The following is a 21279-nucleotide window of genomic DNA, read 5'->3' on the forward strand; positions in this document are numbered from 1 at the left end:
GTGTTCACCGGAATCATCGAGGAGATCGGGCGCATCGAGCGCGTCGAGACGACCGGCGACGCCGCCCGCATCACCGTGCGCGGACCACTCGTCGTCTCGGATGCGCGCCATGGCGACTCGATCTCGGTGAGCGGCGTGTGCCTGACCGTCGTCGCGTCGACCTCCGAGACCTTCACCGCAGACGTCATGGCCCAGACCCTCGCCATGTCGACCCTCGCCGGAGTCGCCGAGGGCCGCGCCGTCAACCTCGAGCGCGCGGCCGCGGTCGGCGACAGGCTCGGCGGGCACATCGTGCAGGGCCACATCGACGGCACGGCCACGCTGCTCTCCATCACCGACGGCAGCGCCTGGAGGGTCGTGCGATTCAGCCTCGACCCTCAGCACGCGCCGCTCGTCGTCGACAAGGGCTCCATCGCGGTCGACGGCACGTCCCTCACCGTCAGCGCGGTCGGCGGCGGCCTCACCGACGGCTGGTTCGAGGTCTCGCTCATCCCCGAGACCCTCACAGCGACCACCCTCGGGGAGCGCACAGTCGGCGACAGCGTGAACATCGAGACCGACATCCTCGCCCGCCACGTCGAGCGGATGCTGTCGCTCGGCCTGCACCACACCCTCCCGTCCTCGGTCACCGACGGCCCCGGCATCGCGCCGGCCGGCTCGCCTGCATCCGTTCCGGAATCCGCCACGACAGTTGGGAGCTCACGATGAGCCTCGCCACCATCCCCGAAGTACTCGACGCCCTGCGCGCCGGCAAGCCCGTCATCGTCGCCGACGACGAGGCCCGCGAGAACGAGGGCGACGCCATCATGGCCGCCGAGCTCGCCAGCCAGGAGTGGATCGCCTGGATGGTGCGCAACACCTCCGGGTTCCTCTGCGCCCCGATGCCCGACGAATACGCCGACCGTCTCGAGCTGCCGCTCATGACGACGCAGAGCCAGGACGCCCGCGGCACTGCGTACACGATCACCGTCGACGCCTCCGACCGCGTCAGCACGGGCATCAGCGCAGCCGACCGCGCCCACACCCTGCGGGTGCTGGCCGACCCGAACTCGCAGCCCGACAGCCTCATCCGCCCCGGCCACGTGCTGCCGCTGCGCGCCAAGGAAGGCGGAGTGCGCGAGCGTGGCGGCCACACCGAGGCGGCCGTCGACCTCATGAAGCTCGCCGGCCTCTCCCCCGTCGGCGTGATCGGCGAGATCGTCGCCGATGACGGCGAGATGATGCGGCTGCCCGGCCTCATCGAGCTCGGCGCCCGCGAGGACCTTCCGGTGACGACGGTCGCAGCCATCATCGACTACCTGCAGGAATGGCACTGCGACACCGACGTTCCCATCGCGACGCCGATCCCCGAGAGCTCGCGCGTCGACTTCGAGGTCGAGACGACGGTGCCCACCACGCACGGACCGTTCAAGGTGCGCGCCTACCGCGACCGGCAGACCGGCGCCGACCACGTGGCCATCGTCGCCGGCACGCCTGCGGCATCCGGAGCCCTCGTTCGCGTGCACTCGGAGTGCCTCACCGGAGAGGCCTTCGGTTCGCTCAAGTGCGAGTGCGGCCCACAGCTCGACGCGGCGCTCGAGACCATCCAGCGCGACGGCGGCATCGTCATCTACCTCCGGGGCCACGAGGGGCGCGGCATCGGCCTCATCAACAAGCTGCGCGCCTACAGGCTACAGGAGGACGGCCTCGACACGCTCGACGCCAACCTCGCCCTCGGGCTGCCGGCCGATGCCCGCGACTACGGGGCGGCCACGGCCATCCTCGATGAGATGGGCATCACCTCGGTGCGACTCCTCACCAACAACCCCGAGAAGGTGCGCCAGCTCGAGGAACGCGGCGTCACCGTGACCGAGCGGGTTCCGCTCGTCGTCGGCGTCGGCGCGTTCAACGAGTCGTACCTCGAGACCAAGCGCGAGCGCATGGGCCACGCCATCGCCGATCAGCAACTCGCCGACAGCGTGCGACTCACCGCCGCCGGCACAGAACCCCTCTTGGAAGGACACGCATCATGAGCGGAGCAGGCTCCCCCACCCTCGACATCGACGGCACCGGACTGAACGTCGTCATCGTCGCCGGCCACTGGCACACCGAGATCACCGACGGCCTCATCGCCGGTGCGGTGCGCACCCTCGAGGCCGCCGGGGCATCGCACACCCTCGTGCGGGTTCCCGGTAGCTTCGAGCTGCCCGTCGTCGCGAAGGCGGCCCTGGATGCCGGAGCCGATGCCGTGGTCGCACTGGGGGTCATCATCCGAGGCGGCACCCCGCACTTCGAGTACGTCTCGGCCGCGGCGACGGATGGGCTGACGCGCGTCGCCCTGGACACGGGCAAGCCCGTGGGCTTCGGGCTGCTCACCCTGGACGACGAGAAGCAGGGCATCGACCGCGCCGGCCTCCCGGGCTCCAAGGAGGACAAGGGGACCGAGGCTGCCGAGGCGGCGATCTCCACGGCACGCGTCCTGCAGGCGCTGCGCGCCGACCGCTGAGAGCACGTCGGGCGGTCGCTTCGCTCGGCCCTCAGCGATCGGAGCACCGCTCGCTGAGGCCCGGACGGAGCGTGCCTACGGCTTCCAGACCATGAGCACCACGACGGCGAGGAGCAGCAGCGACACCACGCCACTGCCGCCTGCGATCCGCCCGTAGTACTGCGACGCCGCTCCGCCCTGCGTTGCGGCGCCTCCGGATGCAGTCCCGCCGCCTGCGGTGGACCCCAGCGCAGCCGCGGCCTTCCGCATCGACGGCACCACGAGAGCCTCACTGACGACGGCGGCAGCGACCCAGAGGATGAGCGACCAGAGGATCCAGGGTGTGAGGAAGGTCAGGCCGTACTTCGGGTCGCTCGTGCCCATCACGGCGAAGCCGAGCAGCACCACGAGGATCGACAGCCGTCCGAAGATCGACGTCGACGTGGCGAGGGTCGCGACCTGGGCTCCATTGCCCGAGCGCAGGGCACGCAGAGCCGTCATCGGCAGGATCGCCAGCGGCCCCACGATGAAGACGGCTGTGACGACGTGCAGCACGTTGAAGAGTTCGTTCATGGCGCCAGCCTAGAAGCGTCGGTCGCTCGAGGGCCAGCATCCGTCCCCCGATTGGCCATCGCGGGGTACGAGGGCGTAGCGTTGCAGGGTTGCCACAAGCGACTTTCGACATCCCAGCTGCGCGCCCTGGCGCCGGACCGACGCATTGCGCGGCGCAGCAGACGCCCCCTGCACCGAAAGCGCTCCATCATGTCAGCACCAGTCGCCGAGACCTCCGCCGCTCCAGCGAACACACGCAGCCGTGTGATCCTCGCCAGCCTCATCGGAACCTCGATCGAGTTCTACGACTTCTACGTCTACGCGACGGCCGCCGTGCTCGTCTTCCCGACGCTGTTCTTCGTCAACGCCGACCCGACGATCGCGCTGCTGCAGTCGTTCGCGGTCTTCGGAGTCGCCTTCATCGCACGCCCCATCGGGTCGATCGTGTTCGGCCACTTCGGCGACCGCGTCGGACGCAAGGGCACCCTCGTGGCGTCGCTGCTCACCATGGGCATCGCGACCTTCATCATCGGCATCCTGCCCACGGCACTCACACCAGGATGGGAGATCCTCGCACCGGCCCTGCTCGTCGTCATGCGCTTCGGCCAGGGCCTCGGCCTCGGCGGTGAGTGGAGCGGTGCGGCCCTCCTGGCGACCGAGAACGCCCCGGCCGGCAAGCGCGCCATCTGGGGAACGTTCCCGCAGCTCGGCGCCCCGATCGGCTTCATCCTCGCCAACGGGGTGTTCCTCATCCTGTCGTCGACCATCGACGCCGACGCCTTCCTCGCGTGGGGCTGGCGCGTACCGTTCATCGCCAGTGCGGTGCTCGTGATCATCGGCCTCTACGTCCGCCTCAAGCTGATCGAGACTCCGGCCTTCACCAAGGTCGTCGAGCAGGGCGAGGTCGCCAAGCTTCCGCTGGCGCGCGTCTTCAGGACCAGCTGGCGACCGCTCATCCTGGGCACGTTCATCATGCTGGCCACCTACGTGCTGTTCTACCTGATGACGACCTTCACCCTCACCTACGGGACCACGGCGACGGATGCCCCTGTCGCGGGTCTCGGCTACAGCCGCGAGTCGTTCCTCATCATGCTCATCATCGGTGTGGTGTTCTTCGGAATCTTCACGCTCGTGTCGGGACCCCTGGCCGAGCGCTTCGGTCGCCGTCGCACCCTCATCATCACGACGATCGGCATCATCGTCTTCGGACTGCTGTTCGTGCCGCTGTTCGCCGGTGGCACCATCGGCGTGATGACACTGCTCATCGTCGGCTTCACCCTGATGGGGCTCACCTTCGGCCCGATGGGCGCCGTCCTGCCCGAGCTCTTCCCGACCAACGTGCGCTACACGGGTTCGGCGATCAGCTACAACGTGGCGTCCATCCTGGGAGCGGCACTCGCCCCGTTCATCGCGGTGGCGCTCTGGCAGGGCGCGGCAGGCAGCCCGGTGCTCGTCGGCGTCTACCTGAGCCTCGCGGGCGCGATCACGCTGGTGGCCCTCATCATCAGCAAGGACACCGGCGACGTGGCGTACACGGACAACGCGAAGTAGAGCGGGCCCACGCTCGCTGAGGCCCGGACGAAGTCCGCGCCTCAGCAAGCGGGTCGTGCTCAGTCCAGGAAGAGTGCGCGCAGCCGCTTCGTGGTGACCACCAGGCCGACCACGATCATCACGGCGTAGTAGAGCACGTGCCAGAGCAGACCCCAGTTCACGTCGCCCGTCGTGAGGCCGCGCACCAGCTCGACGCCGTGCCACAGCGGCATCGCCTGGATCACGTACTGCAGCCATTGCGGGTAGACGCTCAACGGGTAGAACGTGGCCGAGAACAGGAACATCGGCAGCATGATGAAGTTGATCCAGTCCATCTGCTGGAAGCTCTTCATGTAGCTCGTGACGGCCATGCCCGCGCTCGCGAACCCGAACGCTATGAGCAGCACGGCCGGCAGTGCGAGGAGGGCCCACCACGACAGGTTGAGCCCGAGCACCTGCATCACGAGCTGGAACCCGACCGCGTAGAGCGCGCCGCGCAGCAACGCGAGCAGGATCTCGCCCAGGGCGACGTCGAGCGGCCCGAGCGAGGTAGACAGCATGCCCTCGTAGAGCTTCGCGAACTGCATCTTGAAGAAGACGTTCCAGGTGGAGTCGTAGATCGCGCCGTTCATCGCGGCCACGGCGAGCAGGGCCGGGGCGATGTAGGCCGGGTAGCTCACCTCCTGCCCGTTCGACAACGTGACGGCTCCGACGAGGGTACCGAGCCCGATGCCCATCGCGAGGAGGTAGAAGATCGGCTCGAACAGGCCGCTCACGACCACCAGCCAGTTCGTGCTCGCCGTCGCCCGCCAGCCACGCAGCATGACGGCGCGGGCGTTCCCCGCGTAGAGCGACCGCACCGGACGAGGGCGGATGCTGCTCGGGGCGAAGTCCTGCTCCGTCGCCCCGGTCACGAGTTCAGCCTCCTCACGGCGATGCGTCGCGACCACGCCCAGCCGATCACGATCAGGGCGACCAGGTAGGCGACATGTACGAGCGTCAGCCAAATGGGCTCCGCATAGCCGTAGGAGAACACCCGGGCCAGCTCCGTGGCGTGCCAGAGCGGCGAGATCCAGCCGATCCACTGCAGGTAGATCGGAAAGACGGCGAGCGGGAAGAAGGTGCCGGAGAACAGGCTCATCGGCAGCACGATGAAACGCTGCACCATGGCGAGCTGCCCGGTGTCCTCCTGCAGCGTCGACGTGTAGCCCATGATCACGGTGCCGAAGGCGAGACCGCCGAGAAGCGAGGCGACGATGCCGAGGAAGCCAACCGGCGAGGGAGCCGCTCCGAAGAGCACCATCAGGGCGTAGAACAGCACGAGGTTCACCAGCATGCGGATGATCACCGAGTACACGACGCCGTCGACGATCTGCACGGGACGGATCGGAGAGGCCGCGGCGCCGGTGAAGGTCGGGTTCCACTTGTACCCGAGCATGATCGGGTAGGTGAACTCCTCGCTGGCGACGGTGATGGCGGCGGTCGCGAGAAGGGCCGGCGCGACGAAGACGAGGTAGCTCACTCCGTCGACGGCATCCGGCCCCATATTGGCATCGACGATCGTCGCGAGGCCGACGCCGAGAGCGTAGAGGTAGAGCAGCGGGCTGCCGATGCCGGCGATCACCACGGTGCCCGTGTAGGTGCGCATCATGCGCAGCCTGTGCTCGGTCACGTACCAGGCACCCCAGCGGCGCGAGCGACGACCGGCCGCGATGGCGCGGGCGGCATCCGTCGACTGCCCGGTGGTCACGTTCATTCGACGAGACTCCGCCCGGTGAGCCTCAGGAAGACGTCTTCGAGGCTCGACCGGCGCACGAGGCTCGTGACGGGCCGGAGCCCGGCCTCGGTGATCTTCACGAGCTCGGCCTCGCCGTTGTCGCTGTAGATCAGCACCCTGTCGGGCAGCACCTCGACGCGGTGGCCGTCGGCGCCCTGCGCACGGGCGAGCCGGGCCCCGACCTCGGCGTTGTGATCGCTGCCGAACCGCACCTCGAGCACCTCGCGGGTGGAATGGGCCCGGATGAGCTCGGCCGGCGACCCCTCGGCCATGATCGTGCCCTTGTCGACGACGACGAGGCGGTCGCAGAGCTGTTCGGCCTCGTCCATGTAGTGCGTGGTGAGCAGCAGGGTCGTGCCCTGCTCCTTCAGACGGAACAGGCGATCCCAGAGGATGTGCCGCGCCTGCGGGTCGAGCCCGGTCGTGGGTTCGTCGAGCAGCAGGATGCGGGGGTCGTTGATGAGGGCGCGGGCGATGGTGAGCCGGCGCTTCATTCCCCCCGAGAGGGCGTCGACGCGGGCCTTCTCCTTGCCCTCGAGCTGCGCGAAAGCCAGCAGTTCGTCGGCACGCTGTGCGACGAGCTTCCGCGGCAGACCGAAGTAGCGCCCGTAGACCAACAGGTTCTCGCGCACGCGCAGCTCGGTGTCGAGATTGTCGGACTGGGGAACCACGCCCAGCTGCGAGCGGATCTCGGGGCCGTGCACGTCGGGATCGAGCCCGAGGATGCCCAGCTCGCCGCTCGTGCGGGTCGAGACGGCACCCACCATGCGCATGGTGGTCGACTTGCCCGCACCGTTCGGTCCGAGGAGTCCGAACGACTCCCCCGAGGCGACCTCGAAGGAGATGCCGTCGACGGCGGCGAAGTCCTGGTACTTCTTGACGAGGTCACGGGCGACGATGACGGGGGCTGGCACCCGTCCAACCTAGCGAAGACCGCCGACGCTGCACCGCTCCCGACCGACGCATCTGGCACGACTCGCACCGCGAACGGGGTGACAATGGAGGAATGACCTCCACCGATTCGAATCGTCAACCTGAATTGACGAATCCGGACGAGTCAACTACGGTTGACGACATGGACGTCACCACGATTCACACCCTCGCCGCCAGCGCGGGCGGAGACGACCCGATCGAGTCGCTCCGCGCGATCCACCGCCTGCAGCGCGAACTCGACAGGGTCGAGACCGTCGCCGTGAGACGCGCCCGCGCCCGCGGTGCCAGCTGGCAGCTCATCGCCCTCGCACTCGAGGTGAGCAAGCAGGCAGTGCACAAGAAGTACGGACGCAGTTGAGGCATCCGTTCCCCCGTGGATGGCGGCAGACGCGACAGGCGTGAGACGCACATCCGCAGCAATCAGAGAGAAGTCATGAGCGAAACAACCACGCGCTCGCGCGGCCTCGGCCGCCGTTCCACCCCGAAGGACGGCCCGCGCGCCACCTTCAGCCAGCTGCTGCCCTACATCTTCGAGCAGAAGGGCGTGATCGTCGCCGTCATCGTGCTGAGCGTGCTCGGCGCCGCGGCGAGCCTCGCGCAGCCGCTGCTCGTCAGCAACCTCATCACCCTGGTGCAGGCCGGCGACGACCTCGGCAACCTCGTGACGATCCTCATCGCCCTCGTCGTCATCTCGGCGCTCATCAGCGGCTACCAGCACTACCTGCTGCAGCGCACGGGTGAATCCGTCGTGCTCGCCAGCCGCAAGCGCCTCATCGCACGGATGCTGCACCTGCCCATCGCGCAGTTCGACAGCCGCCGCACCGGAGACCTCGTCTCCCGGGTCGGAAGCGACACCACGCTGCTGCGCGCCGTGCTCACCCAGGGGCTCGTCGACAGTGTCGGCGGAGTGCTGCTCTTCGTGGGCGCCCTCATCGCGATGCTCGTCATCGACCCCGTGCTCCTCGGGGCGACGGCGCTCGTGATCGCCGTCTCGATCGTGGTCGTGACGCTGCTCTCGGGCCGCATCCGCGAGGCCAGTCACGCGACGCAGGCCAAGGTGGGCGAGCTGTCCTCCGGCGTCGAGCGGTCCATCAGCGCCGTCCGCACGGTGCGCGCCTCGAACGCCACCGACCGCGAGATCGCCACGGTCGAGCAGCATGCCGTCGGCGCATACGAGGCTGGCGTCAAGGTCGCCAGGATCTCGGCCCTGGTCGTTCCCGTCGCCGGCATCGCCCTGCAGGTCTCGCTCCTCGTCGTGCTGGGCCTCGGCGGTTTCCGGGTCGCGGCCGGCGATATCGAGATCGGCAGCCTCGTCGCGTTCATCATGCTGCTGTTCATGCTCATCGCGCCGCTCGGATCCGCCTTCGGCGCGCTCACCTCGGTGAACTCGGCGCTCGGAGCCCTCGGTCGCATCCAGGAGATCATCGACCTGCCGACCGAGGACCAGAACGACCGCGACCTCGCCCCCCTCGCCGTCATCATCGGTGCCGCGAACGACGCCGTGCTACCCGATGCGCCCGCCATCGAGTTCCGCGACGTGCGGTTCTCCTATCCGGCGACATCCGTCATCGTCGAGCCGTCGGAGGCCCCTGCTGCCACCCTGAATCCGCTCGTCGAGCTGGACGAGCTCTCGCAGACGGGTTCGCTGGACGCCGTCGCGGATGCCGCTGCCGACGCCGATGCTCCGGCCGTCGACCGCCCGGCCGTGCTCGGCGGCGTCTCGTTCACCGCTCCGCGCGGCAAGCGCACGGCCCTCGTCGGGCCATCGGGCGCAGGCAAGAGCACGATCCTCGCCCTCATCGAGCGCTTCTACGACCCCACGGGCGGCGAGGTGCGACTGGGGGGTCTCGACATCCGCTCGCTCGATCGTCACGACCTGCGTGCCCAGATCGGCTACGTCGAGCAGGACGCCCCGGTGCTCGCCGGGTCGATCCGCGACAACCTCGTGCTGTCGGCTCCGGATGCGACGGACGAGCAATGCATCACGGTGCTCGCGGCGGTGAACCTGTCGGAGGTGCTCGACCGCGACCCGGCCGGACTCTCGGCCGAGGTCGGCGAGAACGGCGTGATGCTCTCGGGAGGCGAGCGCCAGCGCCTCGCCATCGCCCGGGCCCTGCTCTCGGAGTCGCCCATCCTGCTGCTCGACGAGTCGACCTCGAGCCTCGACGGCGTCAACGAGCAGAAGATGCGGGACGCGATCGACGCCGTCGCCGAGGACCGCACGCTCATCGTGATCGCGCACAGGCTCTCGACGGTGGTCGACTCCGACCAGATCGTGGTGCTCGAGCACGGTCGGGTCATCGGCACCGGGACGCACTCCGAGCTGGTCGCATCGACGCCGCTCTACCGCGACCTGGCGAGGCACCAGCTCCTGGTCTAGCCGCCTCCCCGACCCCCGACACATCCGCCGAGTCGCCCACTTCCGCTAGTGCCCACCCCGGCCAACTAGCGGAAATGGGCAACTCGACGCTTGTCGCACTCCTCCACACCCGGGCGCCGATCGTGCAAACGCGCAACCAACGCCATCCGGGCCGACCATCGACGAGGCGACGACCGAACCTGTTCGGATGACACGTCGCGCTCCACTCCCCATCGCCTTGCAGCACTCGGCCTTCGCCTTCGGCACCGGACGCACCGCAGGAGCGTCTGAACACCGCCTTCGCGCCTCCGACATAATTCGTCCGTTCTGGGGCACGCGGGCTCACGCCGATGAACCGCTAACCCTCCACGACCTCTGCCGCACGGTGCTGCAAAGGCTTCCACCCGGGACGGTGATCAGTCACACCACGGCAGCATTGCTCCATGCCATCCCGTTGCCCACCAAGCTCGAGCAGGAGCATTTCCTCCACCTCAGCGTCGCCGCCCCCACCCGTGCCCAGCATGCCCGCGGCATCCGCGGTCACAGCATCCGGCTGAGTGATGACGATGTGCAGTGGTTTCAGGACGTTCCGCTCACGACCCCCACCCGCACATGGTGCGATCTCGGCTCCATCCTTACTGACGTGAACGATCTGATCGTGGCGGGCGACCGCCTCCTCTACTGGAAGGACTCACTCACGAATCTGGCGGAGTTGGCTGCGGCAGTGGCGCGCCACCGTCGGCAGCGGGGCTCGGCACGGCTCACAGCCGCGCTGCCTGAACTCGTCGACCGCGCGGAGTCTCCGCGAGAGTCTCGAGTTCGACTGGCGCTGATTGCGGGTGGCCTGCCACGACCGGTACTGAACTACGAGCTGTTCAGTTCATCTGGACTCTTCATCGCGCGAGGTGACCTGGCCTACCCCGAGTTCCGGATGCTTCTCGACTACGAAGGAGAGCACCACCGTGTGGATCGCCAGCAGTGGAATCGAGATCTGACGCGTTTCAACGACATCCAGGACGAGGACTGGTACAGCATGCGCATAGGGAGCGAGCATGCGTTGGATGATGTGGTCGCCCGCGTCCGCGCTGCGCTGATTCGTCGCGGCTGGCGCCCCTAGCCCGCACCGAGTTGCCCACTTCCGCTAGTGCGCTGCTGCGCTGACTAGCGGAAGTGGGCAACTCGACTGGGGCGACGCCGGGGAAACGCGCGACGCGACGTCAGTCCTCCTGCATCAGGTGGTACCGGATGCTCGCGAGCTCGGCGCGGAGTGCTGCCGGAACCCGACTGCCGAACAGGTCGAAGTACTCCTCGGTGAGGTCGCACTCGGCCAGCCAGGACGCGGCATCCACATCGAAGAGCGCGTCGACGGCCTCGGCCGACAGGTCGAGCCCGTCGACGTCGAGGGAGCCCTCGGCGGGCAGCAGTCCGATCGGCGTCGAGACGGCATCCGCCGTGCCTTCGAGGCGACGGATGATCCACTCGAGCACGCGCGCGTTCTCGCCGAATCCGGGCCACAGGAACTCGCCGTCCTCGCCCTTGCGGAACCAGTTCACCTGGAAGATCGCCGGAGCCCGGGTGCCGAGAGTGCGCCCCATCTTCACCCAGTGGCCCCAGTAGTCGGCCATGTTGTAGCCGCAGAACGGGAGCATGGCGAACGGGTCGCGGCGGAGCTCGCCGACGGTGCCCTCGGCTGCGGCCGTCTTCTCGGAGGAGATCGTCGCCCCCATGAACACGCCGTGCTTCCACGTGCGCGCCTGCGCCACCAGCGGAACGTTCGTCGCGCGGCGTCCGCCGAACAGGATCGCATCGATCGGGACCCCGGCGAAGGACTCCCAGTCGTCCGCCATCGTCGGGCACTGGGCGGCCGCGACGGTGAAGCGCGAGTTCGGATGCGCCGCGGGCCGGCCGGAATCCGGCGTCCACGGCTGACCGGTCCAGTCGGTGAGCTGGGCGGGAACCGCCTCGGTGAGGCCCTCCCACCACACGTCGCCGTCGGGGCGAAGTGCGACGTTCGTGAAGATCGTGTTGCCCCAGAGCGTCTGCACCGCCGTCGGGTTCGTGGTCTCGCCGGTTCCGGGCGCGACGCCGAAGAAGCCGGCCTCGGGGTTGATCGCCCAGAGACGGCCGTCCTCCCCGGGGCGCATCCACGCGATGTCGTCGCCGAGGGTCTCGACGCTCCAGCCCGGGATCGACGGACGCAGCATCGCGAGGTTGGTCTTGCCGCAGGCAGAGGGGAACGCAGCAGCCACGTGGTACGCCTTGCCCTCGGGCGAGGTGATCTTGATGAGCAGCATGTGCTCGGCCAGCCAGCCCTCGTCGCGGCCCATCACCGAGGCGATGCGCAGCGCGAAGCACTTCTTGGCGAGGAGCGCGTTGCCGCCGTAGCCCGACCCGAACGACCACACCTCGCGGGTGTCGGGGAACTGCACGATGTACTTCTCGGGGTTGCACGGCCAGTCGGCGTCGGTGCGCTTGAAGCCGCGCTCGTCGCGCAACGGGTAGCCGACGCTGTGCACGGTGTGCACCCACGGCTCGCCGTCCTCGATCATGCGGTAGACCCTGTCGCCCATGCGCGTCATGATGCCCATGCTGAGCACGACATAGGGCGAATCGGTGATCTCGACACCCAGCTGCGAGATGGGACCACCGAGAGGGCCCATCGAGAACGGCACGACGTACATCGTGCGGCCGCGCATCGAGCCCGTGAAGACACCCCGCAACTCCTCCCGCATCTCGCGCGGGTCGCGCCAGTTGTTCGTCGGCCCGGCGTCCTCCTCGTAGGTGGAGCAGATGAAGGTGCGATCCTCGACCCGGGCGACGTCTTCGGGATCGGTGCGCGCCAGGTAGCTGTTCGGACGCCACTCCGGATTCAGTCGGATCAGCCGCCCGCTCGCCACGAGCTCCTTCGTGAGCCTGTCGGCCTCCGCCATCGAGCCGTCGCACCACACGATCGCGTCCGGCAGGGTGATCGCGGCGATCTCGTCGACCCAGGTGCGCAGGCCCCGATCGGTGGTGCCGACACGGGGTGTGGAATCGTCTCGCTCGCGTCCGTCGGATGCCGTTCCCGTTGCGATGTCGGAGATGGTCATGGCACTCGCCTTTCGGTTGATCCTGCGGGGTGGGGCGCTGGTTACTTAAGGTTCACGCATTTCTGACCTGCGGATGCCCCAAACGAGCCGTTAAGAATCGTGAAACTTTCGCTATTCTCAAGTCATGAAGCAACGCGGCTCTGACCTCACCACCCTCGGCCATCGGATTCGTCATTTCCGCGGCGAGCGCGGGCTCACCCTCGACCAACTCGGCGAGCGCGTCGGCATCGCCGGCAGCCAGCTCTCGCTCATCGAGAACGGCAAGCGCGAGGCCAGGGTCGGCACACTGCAGGCGATCGCGGGCGCCCTCGACGTCGATCTCACGGCACTGCTGGCGACCGAGGCTCCGAACACACGGGCCGCCCTCGAGATCGAGCTCGCCAAAGCGCAGCGCAACCCCCTGTACGTCGCTCTCGGACTTCCGACGGTGAAGCCCACCCGCGGCACGACCGACGAGACCCTGGAGGCCATGCTCGGCCTGCACCGCGAGCTCGCGCGGCGGGCATCGGAGGCCATCGCGACACCCGAGGAGGCGCGGCGGGCGAACACCGAGCTGCGCGAGCGGATGCGGGAGAGGCAGAACCACCTCCCCGAGATCGAGCAGCTCGCCGAGGATCGCGTGAAGGCGGCCGGGCACAGGGTGGGAGCCCTCACCCACCGCGAGGTCAGCGTGATGGCCGAGCAGCTGGGATTCCAGCTCATCTACGTGAACGACCTGCCCGACTCCACCCGGTCCATCACGGACATCGCGAACGGGCGGATCTACCTGCCGCCGGCGTCGATCCCCGGCGGTCATGGACTGCGGTCGATGGCACTGCAGGCGATGGCCCACCGCATCCTCGGTCACGAACGCCCGGCGAGCTACGCCGAGTTCCTGCAGCAGCGACTCGAGATCAACTACTTCGCAGCCTGCTGCCTGATGCCGCAGGAGGCATCCGTCGCCTTCCTGCAGGCCGCGAAGAAGGAGAAGCGCCTCGCCATCGAGGACTTCCGCGACGCCTTCGGAGTGACCCACGAGGCCGCGGCCCTGCGCTTCACCAACCTCGGCACCGCGCACCTCGACATGACCATGCACTTCCTGCGCGTCAACGGCGACGGAGCGCTTCTGAAGGGCTACGAGAACGACGACATCCCGTTGCCGACAGACGTGACCGGCTCCATCGAGGGCCAATGGGTGTGCAAGAAGTGGAGCGCCCGCAACGCCTTCACCCACACCAACCGCACCACGGAGTTCTACCAGTACACCGACACCCCTGCCGGCACGTACTGGTGCGCGACGCAGACCGGCCGATCGGATGACGGCGAGTACTCCATCACGCTCGGAGTGCCGTTCAGCGAGGCGAAGTGGTTCCGCGGGCGCGAGACCACGGTGCGCGCTGTGTCGACCTGCCCCGACGAGTCGTGCTGCCGTCGCGCGCCCTCCGAATTGGCCGATCGCTGGGCCGGACAGGCCTGGCCGAGTGCCCGCCTGCACGCGCAGATCCTCTCTCCCCTGCCGTCAGGCACCTTCCCCGGCGTCGACGACGCCGCCGTCTACTCCTTCCTGGAGGCCCACGCGGTGGACCGGGAGGCGTGACCTGTTGCAATAGTGTGTGTCACACAGTATGGTGTGACGCATGGACGAAGACGAGCTGATCACCGGACACCTCCAGGAGTTGCGCCGCGGAACCGTCGTCCTCGCCTGCCTGCTGCGCCTGCGCACGCCCGACTACGGCTACGCACTGCTCGAGGCTCTCGACACGCTGGGCTTCAGCGTCGACGCCAACACGCTGTATCCGTTGCTCCGTCGCCTCGAGAAGCAGGGTCTGCTCACGAGCGAGTGGAACACCGACGAGTCCCGCCCGCGCAAGTTCTACAGCACGAGCCCCGAGGGCGAGCAGATGGCATCAGCCCTCACCGATGACTGGGGTCGCATCGACGACTCCCTCCGCCGTCTCATCCGAGGAGAAGACTCATGACCACCCTCACCGACCGCTACGTCTGGGCCGTCGTGCGCACTGCGCCCGAGAAGCAGCGCCCCGAACTCGAGCAGGAGGTGCGCGGGCTGGTGGCCGACGCCATCGACGCGCGTCTCGAGGCGGGCTCGCCGACAGCCGAGCGCGACGCCCTCGTCGAACTCGGCGATCCGCTGGCACTCGCCGCGCGCTACGCCGATCGCCCGCTCACCCTCATCGGCCCGGCGTACTACCTGCTCTGGCTGCGTCTGTTGAAGCTGCTCCTGGCGATCGTGGTGCCTCTCGCCGTCGTCGGCATCGGCATCGGGCAGTTCGTCGCCGGCGCCTCCATCGGGGCCATCATCGGGTCGATGATCGGCGGCGCGATCCAGGTGACCGTCAACCTCGGCTTCTGGACCACCGTGGCCTTCGTGATCATGGATCGCAGCACCAGAGGCGCTCCGATCGTGACGTGGTCGCCCGATCAGCTGCCCGAGGTGCCATCGCCGACGCAGCACTCGGCGCTCGGCCAGCTCATCGCGAGCGTCGCATTCCTCACCCTCTTCCTCGTGGCCCTGGTGTGGCAGCAGTTCAACCCGTACCTGACCGGCTCCGGCGAGGTCCTCCCGGTGTTGAACCAAGACCTCTGGACGTTCTGGATCCCGTGGTTCATCGCCCTGATCGTGGCCGAGATCGGCTTCGCCTTCGCCATCTACTTCCGCGGCTGGAGCTACCCGCTCGCCGGCGTCAACGTGCTGCTGAACCTCGCCTTCGCCGTTCCGGCGGTCTGGCTGTGGGTGACCGGCGGCCTTCTGAACCCGGAGTTCGTCGACGCCGTCGCCCAGCACACCGACGAGAACTTCGCCGAGGCGTGGCACATCACGAGCATCGTCGTCGTGGTCAGCCTCGTCGTCATAGCGACCTGGGACGTCATCGACGGGTTCTACAACGCCTACAGGGTGCGCCACCCGCGCCTGTCAGCGACGTCCTGAGAGCTCCGGGGCCCCGGCGAGCGCCGTCCTACTTCGGCTGCATCCTGATGGCGCCGTCGAGTCTGATGGTCTCGCCGTTGAGCATCGGGTTCTCCACGATGTGTCGGGCGAGAGCGGCGTACTCCGCCGGTGTCCCCATCCGCGACGGATGCGGGATCTGCGCCTCGAGCGACGCCCGCACCTCGTCCGGCATCCCGGCCATCATCTGGGTCTCGAAGATGCCCGGCGCGATGGTCATCACGCGGATGAGGAGCTTCGACAGGTCGCGAGCCAGCGGCAGCGTCATCGCGGCCACTCCCCCCTTCGACGCGGAGTAGGCGGCCTGTCCGATCTGCCCGTCGAACGCGGCGACGGATGCCGTGTTGATGATGACCCCGCGCTCCGCCGTCTCGGGCACTCCGGGAAGGGCGGATGCCGCCACGGGCTCGTTCGCGGCCATGGCTGCGGCGGCCAGCCGGACGACGTTGAAGGTGCCGATGAGATTCACCCTGATGGTGCGCTCGAAGGTACCGAGGTCGAGCGGTCCCTCGCGTCCGACGGTGCGGCCGGCCGTGGCGATGCCCGCACAGTTGACGACGACGCGGAGCGGCGCCAGCTGCTGCGCTGCATCGATGGCGGCCTGCACATCGGCCTCGTTCGTCACGTCGGCTGCGACGAACCGTGCCCGCTCACCCAGCTCGGCTGCGACGGCCGCCCCGGGCGACGATGGCAGGTCGACGAGCACCACGCTCGCCCCCGCCGCGTGCAGCGCCGTCGCCGTCGCCTTGCCGAGGCCGGAGGCCCCTCCGGTCACCAGCGCCGACAGTCCGTCGATCCGCATCCGTTGTTCTCCTTCTGATCGTTCTGCTCGTTCTGCTCGTTCTGCTCGTTCTGATGTCTTGATGGTCCCGAAGTTCCTGGCGGCCCTGCTGGTCCCGGCCACGACGGGCCGTCAGCCCAGGCGCTCGATGATCGTCGCGTTCGCCATCCCGCCGCCCTCGCACATCGTCTGCAGGCCGTAGCGACCGCCGCCGCGCTCGAGGGAGTTGACGAGGGTGGCGAGCAGTCGCGTGCCCGACGATCCGAGCGCATGCCCCAGCGCGATGGCCCCGCCCTGGGGGTTGAGCGTCGCCGGATCGGCCTCGAGCTCCTCCAGCCAGAGCAGCGGCACGGGCGCGAACGCCTCGTTCACCTCGGAGACGGCCACGTCGCCGATGGTGAGGCCGGCCCGGTCGAGAACCTTCCGCGTCGCCGGGACGACGCCCGTGAGCATCAGCAGCGGATCGCTGCCCGTCACCGCGAAGGCATGGAACCTGGCGCGCGGGGTGAGGCCGAGCTCGGCGGCCCGCGCGCTGCTCATGATGAGTGCGGCCGAGGCGCCATCCGTCAGCGGCGAGGAATTGCCCGGCGTGATGCGCCAGTCGATCTCGGGGAACCGAGCCGCCAGTTCCTCCGTGCGGAACGCCGGATTCAGTCCGGAGAGACCGGATGCCGTCGTGCCGGCGCGTACGGTCTCATCGACGAGCGACTCCACGCCGCCCACCGCGACGAGCTCGCGGTCGAAGTCCCCCCGCGCCGCGGCCGCGGCGGCCTTGGCGTGCGACCCGGCCGAGAACGCGTCGAGGTGGTCGCGCCCGAAGTCGTGGCGGGCGGCGATCAGCTCGGCCGAGACGCCCTGTCCGACGAGGCCGTCGGGGAAGCGATCGGCCATGCGCGCGCCGTACGGCGACTGGGTGCCCAGCGACGAGCCGAGCGGGACCCTGCTCATCGACTCCACACCGCACGCGATCACGATGTCGTAGGCACCGGCGATCACGCCCTGCGCCGCGAACGAGGCTGCCTGCTGGCTCGAACCGCACTGGCGATCGACCGTCGTGCCGGGAACGCTCACCGGGAATCCGGCCGAGAGCACCGCATTCCGCACGACGTTGTAGCTCTGCTCCCCCACCTGGCTGACGCATCCGCCGATCACGTCGTCGATCAGCACGGGATCGAGGGCGGACCTGTCCACGAGCTCGCGCAGCACTCCGGCGAGGAGGTCGACAGGGTGCACGTGCGACAGCATCCCGCCGGGCTTGCCACGCCCGCTCGGAGTCCGCACGACGTCGACGATGACGGCGTCTCTCATCATGGCCCCCAGCCTATTCCTGCGATCGGGGCGGCAGGGGCGACGGATGCGGCGTGACATGAGGCACGGGTGCCGGAGGCGGATGCTCCTCCTGATCGGGCACGAGCGCAAGGGGTCGATCCTCTCGTTCCGCCTCCCTACCGTGGAGTGGTTCGAAGTGGAGTGGTTCGAAGGAGAACGGCATGACGACAACCGACACCGCGAAGATCATCCGCACGAACATCCCCGGCCGCATGGACCGGCTTCCGTGGGCGCGCTGGCATTGGATGGTCGTTATCGGCCTCGGCACCGTCTGGATCCTCGACGGCCTCGAGGTCACGATCGTCGGATCGATCGCCGGCCGCCTCACCGAGGAGGACAGCGGACTCGGCCTCACGACGGCCCAGATCGGTCTCGCGGCGGCCATCTACGTGGCAGGCGCGTGCACGGGTTCGCTGGTCTTCGGCTACCTCACCGACAGGTTCGGCCGCAAGAAGCTGTTCATCATCACCCTCGGCGTCTACCTGGCCGCGACGGTGGCCACGGCGTTCTCCTTCAACCCGCTGTTCTTCTTCATCTGCCGCTTCTTCACCGGAGCAGGCATCGGCGGCGAGTACGCGGCCATCAACTCCGCCATCGACGAGCTCATCCCGGCCCGGCACCGCGGCAAGATCGACCTCGCCATCAACGGCTCGTACTGGCTCGGCACCGCGTTCGGCGCCATCCTGTCGGTGTTCCTGCTCAACACGGCGATCTTCCCGCCCGAGCTCGGCTGGCGCATCGCGTTCGGCCTGGGCGCGGTGCTCGGCCTCTGCATCCTGTTCGTGCGACGCAACGTTCCCGAGTCGCCGCGCTGGCTGTTCATCCACCGCGATCTCAAGAGCGCCGAGACGATCGTCGACGATGTCGAGAAGCAGGTCACGGAGTCGACGGGCGAGAAGCTCGAGGAGGTCGACGACTACCTCGAGATCAAGCAGCGCAAGAGCACGGGCTTCGGCGAGATCGTACGCGTCGGCGTCACGAAGTATCCGAAGCGCTTCGTTCTCGGACTCTCGCTCTTCATCGGCCAGGCCTTCCTCTACAACGCGGTGTTCTTCACCTACGCCCTCGTGCTCACCGAGCTGTTCGACGTTCCGGTCGACGTGGCTCCGTGGTCGCTCGTGCCCATCGCCATCGGAAACTTCCTCGGCCCGCTCCTGCTCGGCCGCTTCTTCGACACCATCGGCCGCCGCGTGATGATCTCGAGCTGCTACATCGGGTCGGGTGTGCTGCTCGTCGTCACCGGCATCCTGTTCCAGAATGAAGTCCTGGATGCCGTCACCCTCACCGTCTGCTGGGTCATCGTGTTCTTCTTCGCCTCCGCCGGAGCCAGCGCCGCCTACCTCACCGTGAGCGAGATCTTCCCGATGGAGACCCGCGCCATGGCCATCGCCTTCTTCTACGCCGTCGGCACCGGCCTCGGCGGCATCATCGGTCCGATCCTGTTCGGCCAGTTCATCGAAGACGGCATCGGGGCCGTGGCGTTCGGCTACTACATCGGCGCCGTTCTCATGATCGCCGCCGGCCTCGTCGAGGTGTTCCTCGGCGTCGATGCCGAGAACAGGTCGCTGGAGGACATCGCCACGCCCCTCAGCGTGAACTCCGACACGAGCGAACAATAGGATGGCGCCTATGACCACGACGACCCAGCTGCGCCTGTACGACCTCGTTCCGACCGAGGTCGACGCCTTCATCGAATGGTGGAACGCCCGGCTCGTCCCGGCCCGCGCGGCCCACGGCTTCGTCGTCGAGTTCGCCTACCTCGATCGTGACGCGTCCAAGTTCAGTTGGGCCCTGAGCCTGCCGACGGATGCCGCGGGCTTCGCAGCAGCAGAGGCCACGTACATGACGTCGCCCGAGCGCGAGTCGGCGTTCGACGGCGTTCCGCAGCGGGTGGCCTCCAGCCACGTCGCCCTCGTCGACGCGATATCTGTTCGCTGAGGCCCGGACGAAGTCCGCGGCCGAAGCGCATCGGCGCTGCCGCAGCACTGAGAACGCATCGAACGCGGACTTCGTCCGGTCCTCAGCGGCCGGAACAAGGAATGAATTCGCCCCCATGACGTTGCCTTCAGAATGACGAGTGCACCACTGTCGGTGGGGTTCCGCTCGGAGCGCGGGCCGATCCTCATCGCCCTCATGCTCGCGACGGGCCTCATCGCGATCGATTCGACCATCCTCGCCACGGCCGTCCCGTCGGTGGTGGCCGATCTCGGCGACTTCACCCAGTTCCCGTGGCTGTTCTCGATCTACCTGCTGGCGCAGGCCGTCTCGGTGCCCATCTACTCCAAGCTGTCGGACACCGTCGGTCGCAAGCCGATCATCCTCGTCGGCATCGGACTCTTCCTGCTCGGCTCCATCCTCTGCGGCTTCGCGTGGAGCATGCCCGCCCTCATCGCCTTCCGTGCCGTGCAGGGCCTCGGCGCCGGAGCGGTGCTCCCCACCTCGATCACCATCGTGGGCGACCTGTACTCGCTCGCCGAGCGCGCCAAGGTGCAGGGCTACATCGCCAGCGTCTGGGCGATCTCCTCCGTGGTCGGGCCGGCCCTCGGCGGCGTGTTCAGCCAGTTCGTCTCGTGGCGCTGGATCTTCTTCGTGAACATCCCGCTGTGCATCATCGCGGGCTGGCGCCTCATCCGCTCCTTCCACGAGAAGATCGAGCCCCGCCGCCACCGCATCGACTACGCCGGCGCCGTCACCCTCACCATCGCCCTGACGGCGATCATCATGGCTCTGCTCGAGGGCGGGCAGGCGTGGGCCTGGAACTCGGTGCCGAGCTTCGCCGCGTTCGGCGTCGGAGCGATCGCCCTCGTGGCGTTCGTGCTCATCGAGCAGCGCGCCGCCGAGCCGATCATCCCGCTCGGCATCTTCACGCGACGTCTCATCGTCACGACGACCTTCATCTCGCTCGGCGTCGGCGCCATCCTCATCGGTCTCACGTCCTACGTGCCGACCTACCTCGAGACCACGCTGGGAGTTGTCCCCATCATCTCCGGCCTCGCCGTCGCAGCGCTCACCCTCGGCTGGCCCATCTCGGCGGCACTCGCCGGGCGTCTCTACCTGCGCATCGGATTCAGGTCCACGGTGCTCATCGGCATCGCCATCGCCGTGGTCGGCGCCATCGGCGTCACGCTCGTGGCGCCGCATCCGAACACCATCCTCGTCGCCCTGTCGTGCTTCGTGATCGGCTTCGGGCTCGGATGGGTGGCGGCGCCCAGCCTCATCGCGGCGCAGTCATCGGTGGCGTGGGGCGAACGCGGCGTCATCACCGGAACGAACATGTTCGCCCGCTCGGCCGGCAGCGCCGTCGGGGTCGCCGTCTTCGGCGCCATCGCGAACACCATCATCGCGGCCTCCCCGAACGGCGAGGCCGACAAGGCGGCGGTGGCGGATGCCGCGACCGCCGTGTTCCTCGCGGTCACGGTGGCCGCGGCGCTCACGGTCATCGCCGCGCTGGCCATGCCCCGCGCGAGCGCTCACGACCTCGAGTACGTGGCACCGGCCGAGGAGACCGCCGGCCCCTGAGC

Annotated in this window: 20 protein-coding genes; 13 read left to right on the top strand and 7 right to left on the bottom strand. The window is 68.4% G+C overall.

The genetic code is table 11. The annotated features are described in order from the left end of the window. Genes E4M00_RS16575 through ribH form a run of 3 tightly spaced genes read left to right on the top strand, consistent with a single transcriptional unit; the run spans position 1 to position 2485 of the window. Positions 1-708, top strand: a complete 708-nt coding sequence (locus E4M00_RS16575) for a riboflavin synthase (RefSeq protein ID WP_135121586.1) — start codon at positions 1-3, stop codon at positions 706-708. Further along, on the top strand, positions 705-2012 hold the full coding sequence (gene ribA, locus E4M00_RS16580) for a GTP cyclohydrolase II (protein ID WP_135121587.1): 1308 nt from the start codon (positions 705-707) through the stop codon (positions 2010-2012). Before E4M00_RS16575 ends, ribA begins: the two co-directional genes overlap by 4 nt. After that, the gene (ribH, locus tag E4M00_RS16585; RefSeq protein ID WP_135121588.1) at positions 2009-2485 is read left to right on the top strand and encodes a 6,7-dimethyl-8-ribityllumazine synthase; all 477 of its coding nucleotides are present in this window, start codon (positions 2009-2011) and stop codon (positions 2483-2485) included. Before ribA ends, ribH begins: the two co-directional genes overlap by 4 nt. Before the next feature lie 75 nt (positions 2486-2560). Here ribH and E4M00_RS16590 read toward each other — a convergent pair whose 3' ends face one another. Beyond that, on the bottom strand, positions 2561-3037 hold the full coding sequence (locus E4M00_RS16590; RefSeq protein ID WP_135121589.1) for a DUF2269 family protein: 477 nt from the start codon (positions 3035-3037) through the stop codon (positions 2561-2563). A 189-nt stretch (positions 3038-3226) separates the two neighbouring features. On the opposite strand from E4M00_RS16590, the gene E4M00_RS16595 reads away from it, so the two are divergent. Then, complete coding sequence (locus tag E4M00_RS16595; protein WP_135121590.1) at positions 3227-4567, top strand: MFS transporter; 1341 nt, start codon at positions 3227-3229, stop codon at positions 4565-4567. Positions 4568-4626: 59 nt separating this feature from the next. On the opposite strand, the gene E4M00_RS16600 is transcribed toward E4M00_RS16595, so the two are convergent. From E4M00_RS16600 to E4M00_RS16610, 3 genes are read right to left on the bottom strand one after another with little or no spacing between them, the layout of a single operon-like run. After that, the gene (locus E4M00_RS16600; protein WP_240037243.1) at positions 4627-5460 is read right to left on the bottom strand and encodes an ABC transporter permease; all 834 of its coding nucleotides are present in this window, start codon (positions 5458-5460) and stop codon (positions 4627-4629) included. Beyond that, complete coding sequence (locus E4M00_RS16605; protein ID WP_135121591.1) at positions 5457-6302, bottom strand: ABC transporter permease; 846 nt, start codon at positions 6300-6302, stop codon at positions 5457-5459. Before E4M00_RS16605 ends, E4M00_RS16600 begins: the two co-directional genes overlap by 4 nt. Then, positions 6299-7237 (bottom strand): ABC transporter ATP-binding protein, encoded by a 939-nt coding sequence (locus tag E4M00_RS16610; protein WP_135121592.1) that lies wholly within the window; start codon positions 7235-7237, stop codon positions 6299-6301. The genes E4M00_RS16605 and E4M00_RS16610 overlap by 4 nt, the downstream gene beginning before the upstream one ends. A gap of 161 nt (positions 7238-7398) precedes the next feature. On the opposite strand from E4M00_RS16610, the gene E4M00_RS16615 reads away from it, so the two are divergent. The 3 genes from E4M00_RS16615 (at position 7399) to E4M00_RS16625 (ending at position 10732) form a co-directional block, all read left to right on the top strand. Then, positions 7399-7614, top strand: a complete 216-nt coding sequence (locus tag E4M00_RS16615; RefSeq protein ID WP_056164738.1) for a hypothetical protein — start codon at positions 7399-7401, stop codon at positions 7612-7614. 75 nt (positions 7615-7689) lie between these two features. Continuing rightward, positions 7690-9636 carry an ABC transporter ATP-binding protein gene (locus tag E4M00_RS16620; protein WP_135121593.1) on the top strand — a complete coding sequence of 649 codons (1947 nt, stop codon included), beginning with the start codon at positions 7690-7692 and terminating at the stop codon, positions 9634-9636. A 187-nt stretch (positions 9637-9823) separates the two neighbouring features. Continuing rightward, complete coding sequence (locus E4M00_RS16625) at positions 9824-10732, top strand: hypothetical protein (protein ID WP_135121594.1); 909 nt, start codon at positions 9824-9826, stop codon at positions 10730-10732. Positions 10733-10832: 100 nt separating this feature from the next. On the opposite strand, the gene E4M00_RS16630 is transcribed toward E4M00_RS16625, so the two are convergent. Next, positions 10833-12704, bottom strand: a complete 1872-nt coding sequence (locus E4M00_RS16630; RefSeq protein WP_135121595.1) for a phosphoenolpyruvate carboxykinase (GTP) — start codon at positions 12702-12704, stop codon at positions 10833-10835. A gap of 124 nt (positions 12705-12828) precedes the next feature. Between E4M00_RS16630 and E4M00_RS16635 the strand changes: the two genes are divergently transcribed. Genes E4M00_RS16635 through E4M00_RS16645 form a run of 3 tightly spaced genes read left to right on the top strand, consistent with a single transcriptional unit; the run spans position 12829 to position 15630 of the window. After that, a complete protein-coding gene (locus E4M00_RS16635) occupies positions 12829-14280 on the top strand; it encodes a helix-turn-helix domain-containing protein (RefSeq protein ID WP_135121596.1) in 1452 nt (483 codons plus the stop codon). 40 nt (positions 14281-14320) lie between these two features. Next, positions 14321-14662: a PadR family transcriptional regulator gene (locus E4M00_RS16640; protein ID WP_056164747.1), complete on the top strand. Its 342-nt coding sequence runs from the start codon at positions 14321-14323 to the stop codon at positions 14660-14662. Further along, positions 14659-15630, top strand: coding sequence for a hypothetical protein (locus E4M00_RS16645; RefSeq protein WP_135121597.1), 972 nt, complete (start codon positions 14659-14661; stop codon positions 15628-15630). The genes E4M00_RS16640 and E4M00_RS16645 overlap by 4 nt, the downstream gene beginning before the upstream one ends. A 28-nt stretch (positions 15631-15658) precedes the next feature. Here the strand turns inward: E4M00_RS16645 and E4M00_RS16650 are convergent, their stop codons facing one another. Both E4M00_RS16650 and E4M00_RS16655 read right to left on the bottom strand, forming a co-directional pair. Then, positions 15659-16450, bottom strand: coding sequence for a 3-hydroxyacyl-CoA dehydrogenase (locus E4M00_RS16650; protein ID WP_135121598.1), 792 nt, complete (start codon positions 16448-16450; stop codon positions 15659-15661). Positions 16451-16561: 111 nt separating this feature from the next. Then, complete coding sequence (locus tag E4M00_RS16655; RefSeq protein ID WP_135121624.1) at positions 16562-17737, bottom strand: thiolase family protein; 1176 nt, start codon at positions 17735-17737, stop codon at positions 16562-16564. 182 nt (positions 17738-17919) lie between these two features. Between E4M00_RS16655 and E4M00_RS16660 the strand changes: the two genes are divergently transcribed. The 3 genes from E4M00_RS16660 to E4M00_RS16670 all read left to right on the top strand — a co-directional run bounded on the left by E4M00_RS16660 (position 17920) and on the right by E4M00_RS16670 (position 21277). Beyond that, positions 17920-19377, top strand: coding sequence for an MFS transporter (locus tag E4M00_RS16660; protein WP_420813459.1), 1458 nt, complete (start codon positions 17920-17922; stop codon positions 19375-19377). A 10-nt stretch (positions 19378-19387) separates the two neighbouring features. Next, complete coding sequence (locus E4M00_RS16665) at positions 19388-19696, top strand: hypothetical protein (protein ID WP_135121599.1); 309 nt, start codon at positions 19388-19390, stop codon at positions 19694-19696. A 132-nt stretch (positions 19697-19828) separates the two neighbouring features. Next, positions 19829-21277 carry an MDR family MFS transporter gene (locus E4M00_RS16670; protein WP_135121600.1) on the top strand — a complete coding sequence of 483 codons (1449 nt, stop codon included), beginning with the start codon at positions 19829-19831 and terminating at the stop codon, positions 21275-21277. Positions 21278-21279: the final 2 nt, after the last annotated feature.

This window comes from Orlajensenia leifsoniae (assembly GCF_004570845.1).
Classification (GTDB): domain Bacteria; phylum Actinomycetota; class Actinomycetes; order Actinomycetales; family Microbacteriaceae; genus Orlajensenia; species Orlajensenia leifsoniae.

What these genes read in the sequence shown, in the direction of transcription:
- E4M00_RS16605 (WP_135121591.1), bottom strand. Translation starts at nt 6,302, where the DNA reads ATGAACGTGACCACCGGGCAGTCGACGGATGCCGCCCGCGCCATCGCG.
- E4M00_RS16635 (WP_135121596.1), top strand. Translation starts at nt 12,829, where the DNA reads ATGAAGCAACGCGGCTCTGACCTCACCACCCTCGGCCATCGGATTCGT.
- E4M00_RS16670 (WP_135121600.1), top strand. Translation starts at nt 19,829, where the DNA reads ATGACGAGTGCACCACTGTCGGTGGGGTTCCGCTCGGAGCGCGGGCCG.
- E4M00_RS16650 (WP_135121598.1), bottom strand. Translation starts at nt 16,450, where the DNA reads ATGCGGATCGACGGACTGTCGGCGCTGGTGACCGGAGGGGCCTCCGGC.
- E4M00_RS16655 (WP_135121624.1), bottom strand. Translation starts at nt 17,737, where the DNA reads ATGAGAGACGCCGTCATCGTCGACGTCGTGCGGACTCCGAGCGGGCGT.
- E4M00_RS16590 (WP_135121589.1), bottom strand. Translation starts at nt 3,037, where the DNA reads ATGAACGAACTCTTCAACGTGCTGCACGTCGTCACAGCCGTCTTCATC.
- E4M00_RS16595 (WP_135121590.1), top strand. Translation starts at nt 3,227, where the DNA reads ATGTCAGCACCAGTCGCCGAGACCTCCGCCGCTCCAGCGAACACACGC.
- E4M00_RS16620 (WP_135121593.1), top strand. Translation starts at nt 7,690, where the DNA reads ATGAGCGAAACAACCACGCGCTCGCGCGGCCTCGGCCGCCGTTCCACC.
- E4M00_RS16645 (WP_135121597.1), top strand. Translation starts at nt 14,659, where the DNA reads ATGACCACCCTCACCGACCGCTACGTCTGGGCCGTCGTGCGCACTGCG.
- E4M00_RS16660 (WP_420813459.1), top strand. Translation starts at nt 17,920, where the DNA reads ATGACGACAACCGACACCGCGAAGATCATCCGCACGAACATCCCCGGC.
- E4M00_RS16640 (WP_056164747.1), top strand. Translation starts at nt 14,321, where the DNA reads ATGGACGAAGACGAGCTGATCACCGGACACCTCCAGGAGTTGCGCCGC.
- E4M00_RS16625 (WP_135121594.1), top strand. Translation starts at nt 9,824, where the DNA reads ATGACACGTCGCGCTCCACTCCCCATCGCCTTGCAGCACTCGGCCTTC.
- E4M00_RS16665 (WP_135121599.1), top strand. Translation starts at nt 19,388, where the DNA reads ATGACCACGACGACCCAGCTGCGCCTGTACGACCTCGTTCCGACCGAG.
- E4M00_RS16630 (WP_135121595.1), bottom strand. Translation starts at nt 12,704, where the DNA reads ATGACCATCTCCGACATCGCAACGGGAACGGCATCCGACGGACGCGAG.
- E4M00_RS16615 (WP_056164738.1), top strand. Translation starts at nt 7,399, where the DNA reads ATGGACGTCACCACGATTCACACCCTCGCCGCCAGCGCGGGCGGAGAC.
- ribH (WP_135121588.1), top strand. Translation starts at nt 2,009, where the DNA reads ATGAGCGGAGCAGGCTCCCCCACCCTCGACATCGACGGCACCGGACTG.
- ribA (WP_135121587.1), top strand. Translation starts at nt 705, where the DNA reads ATGAGCCTCGCCACCATCCCCGAAGTACTCGACGCCCTGCGCGCCGGC.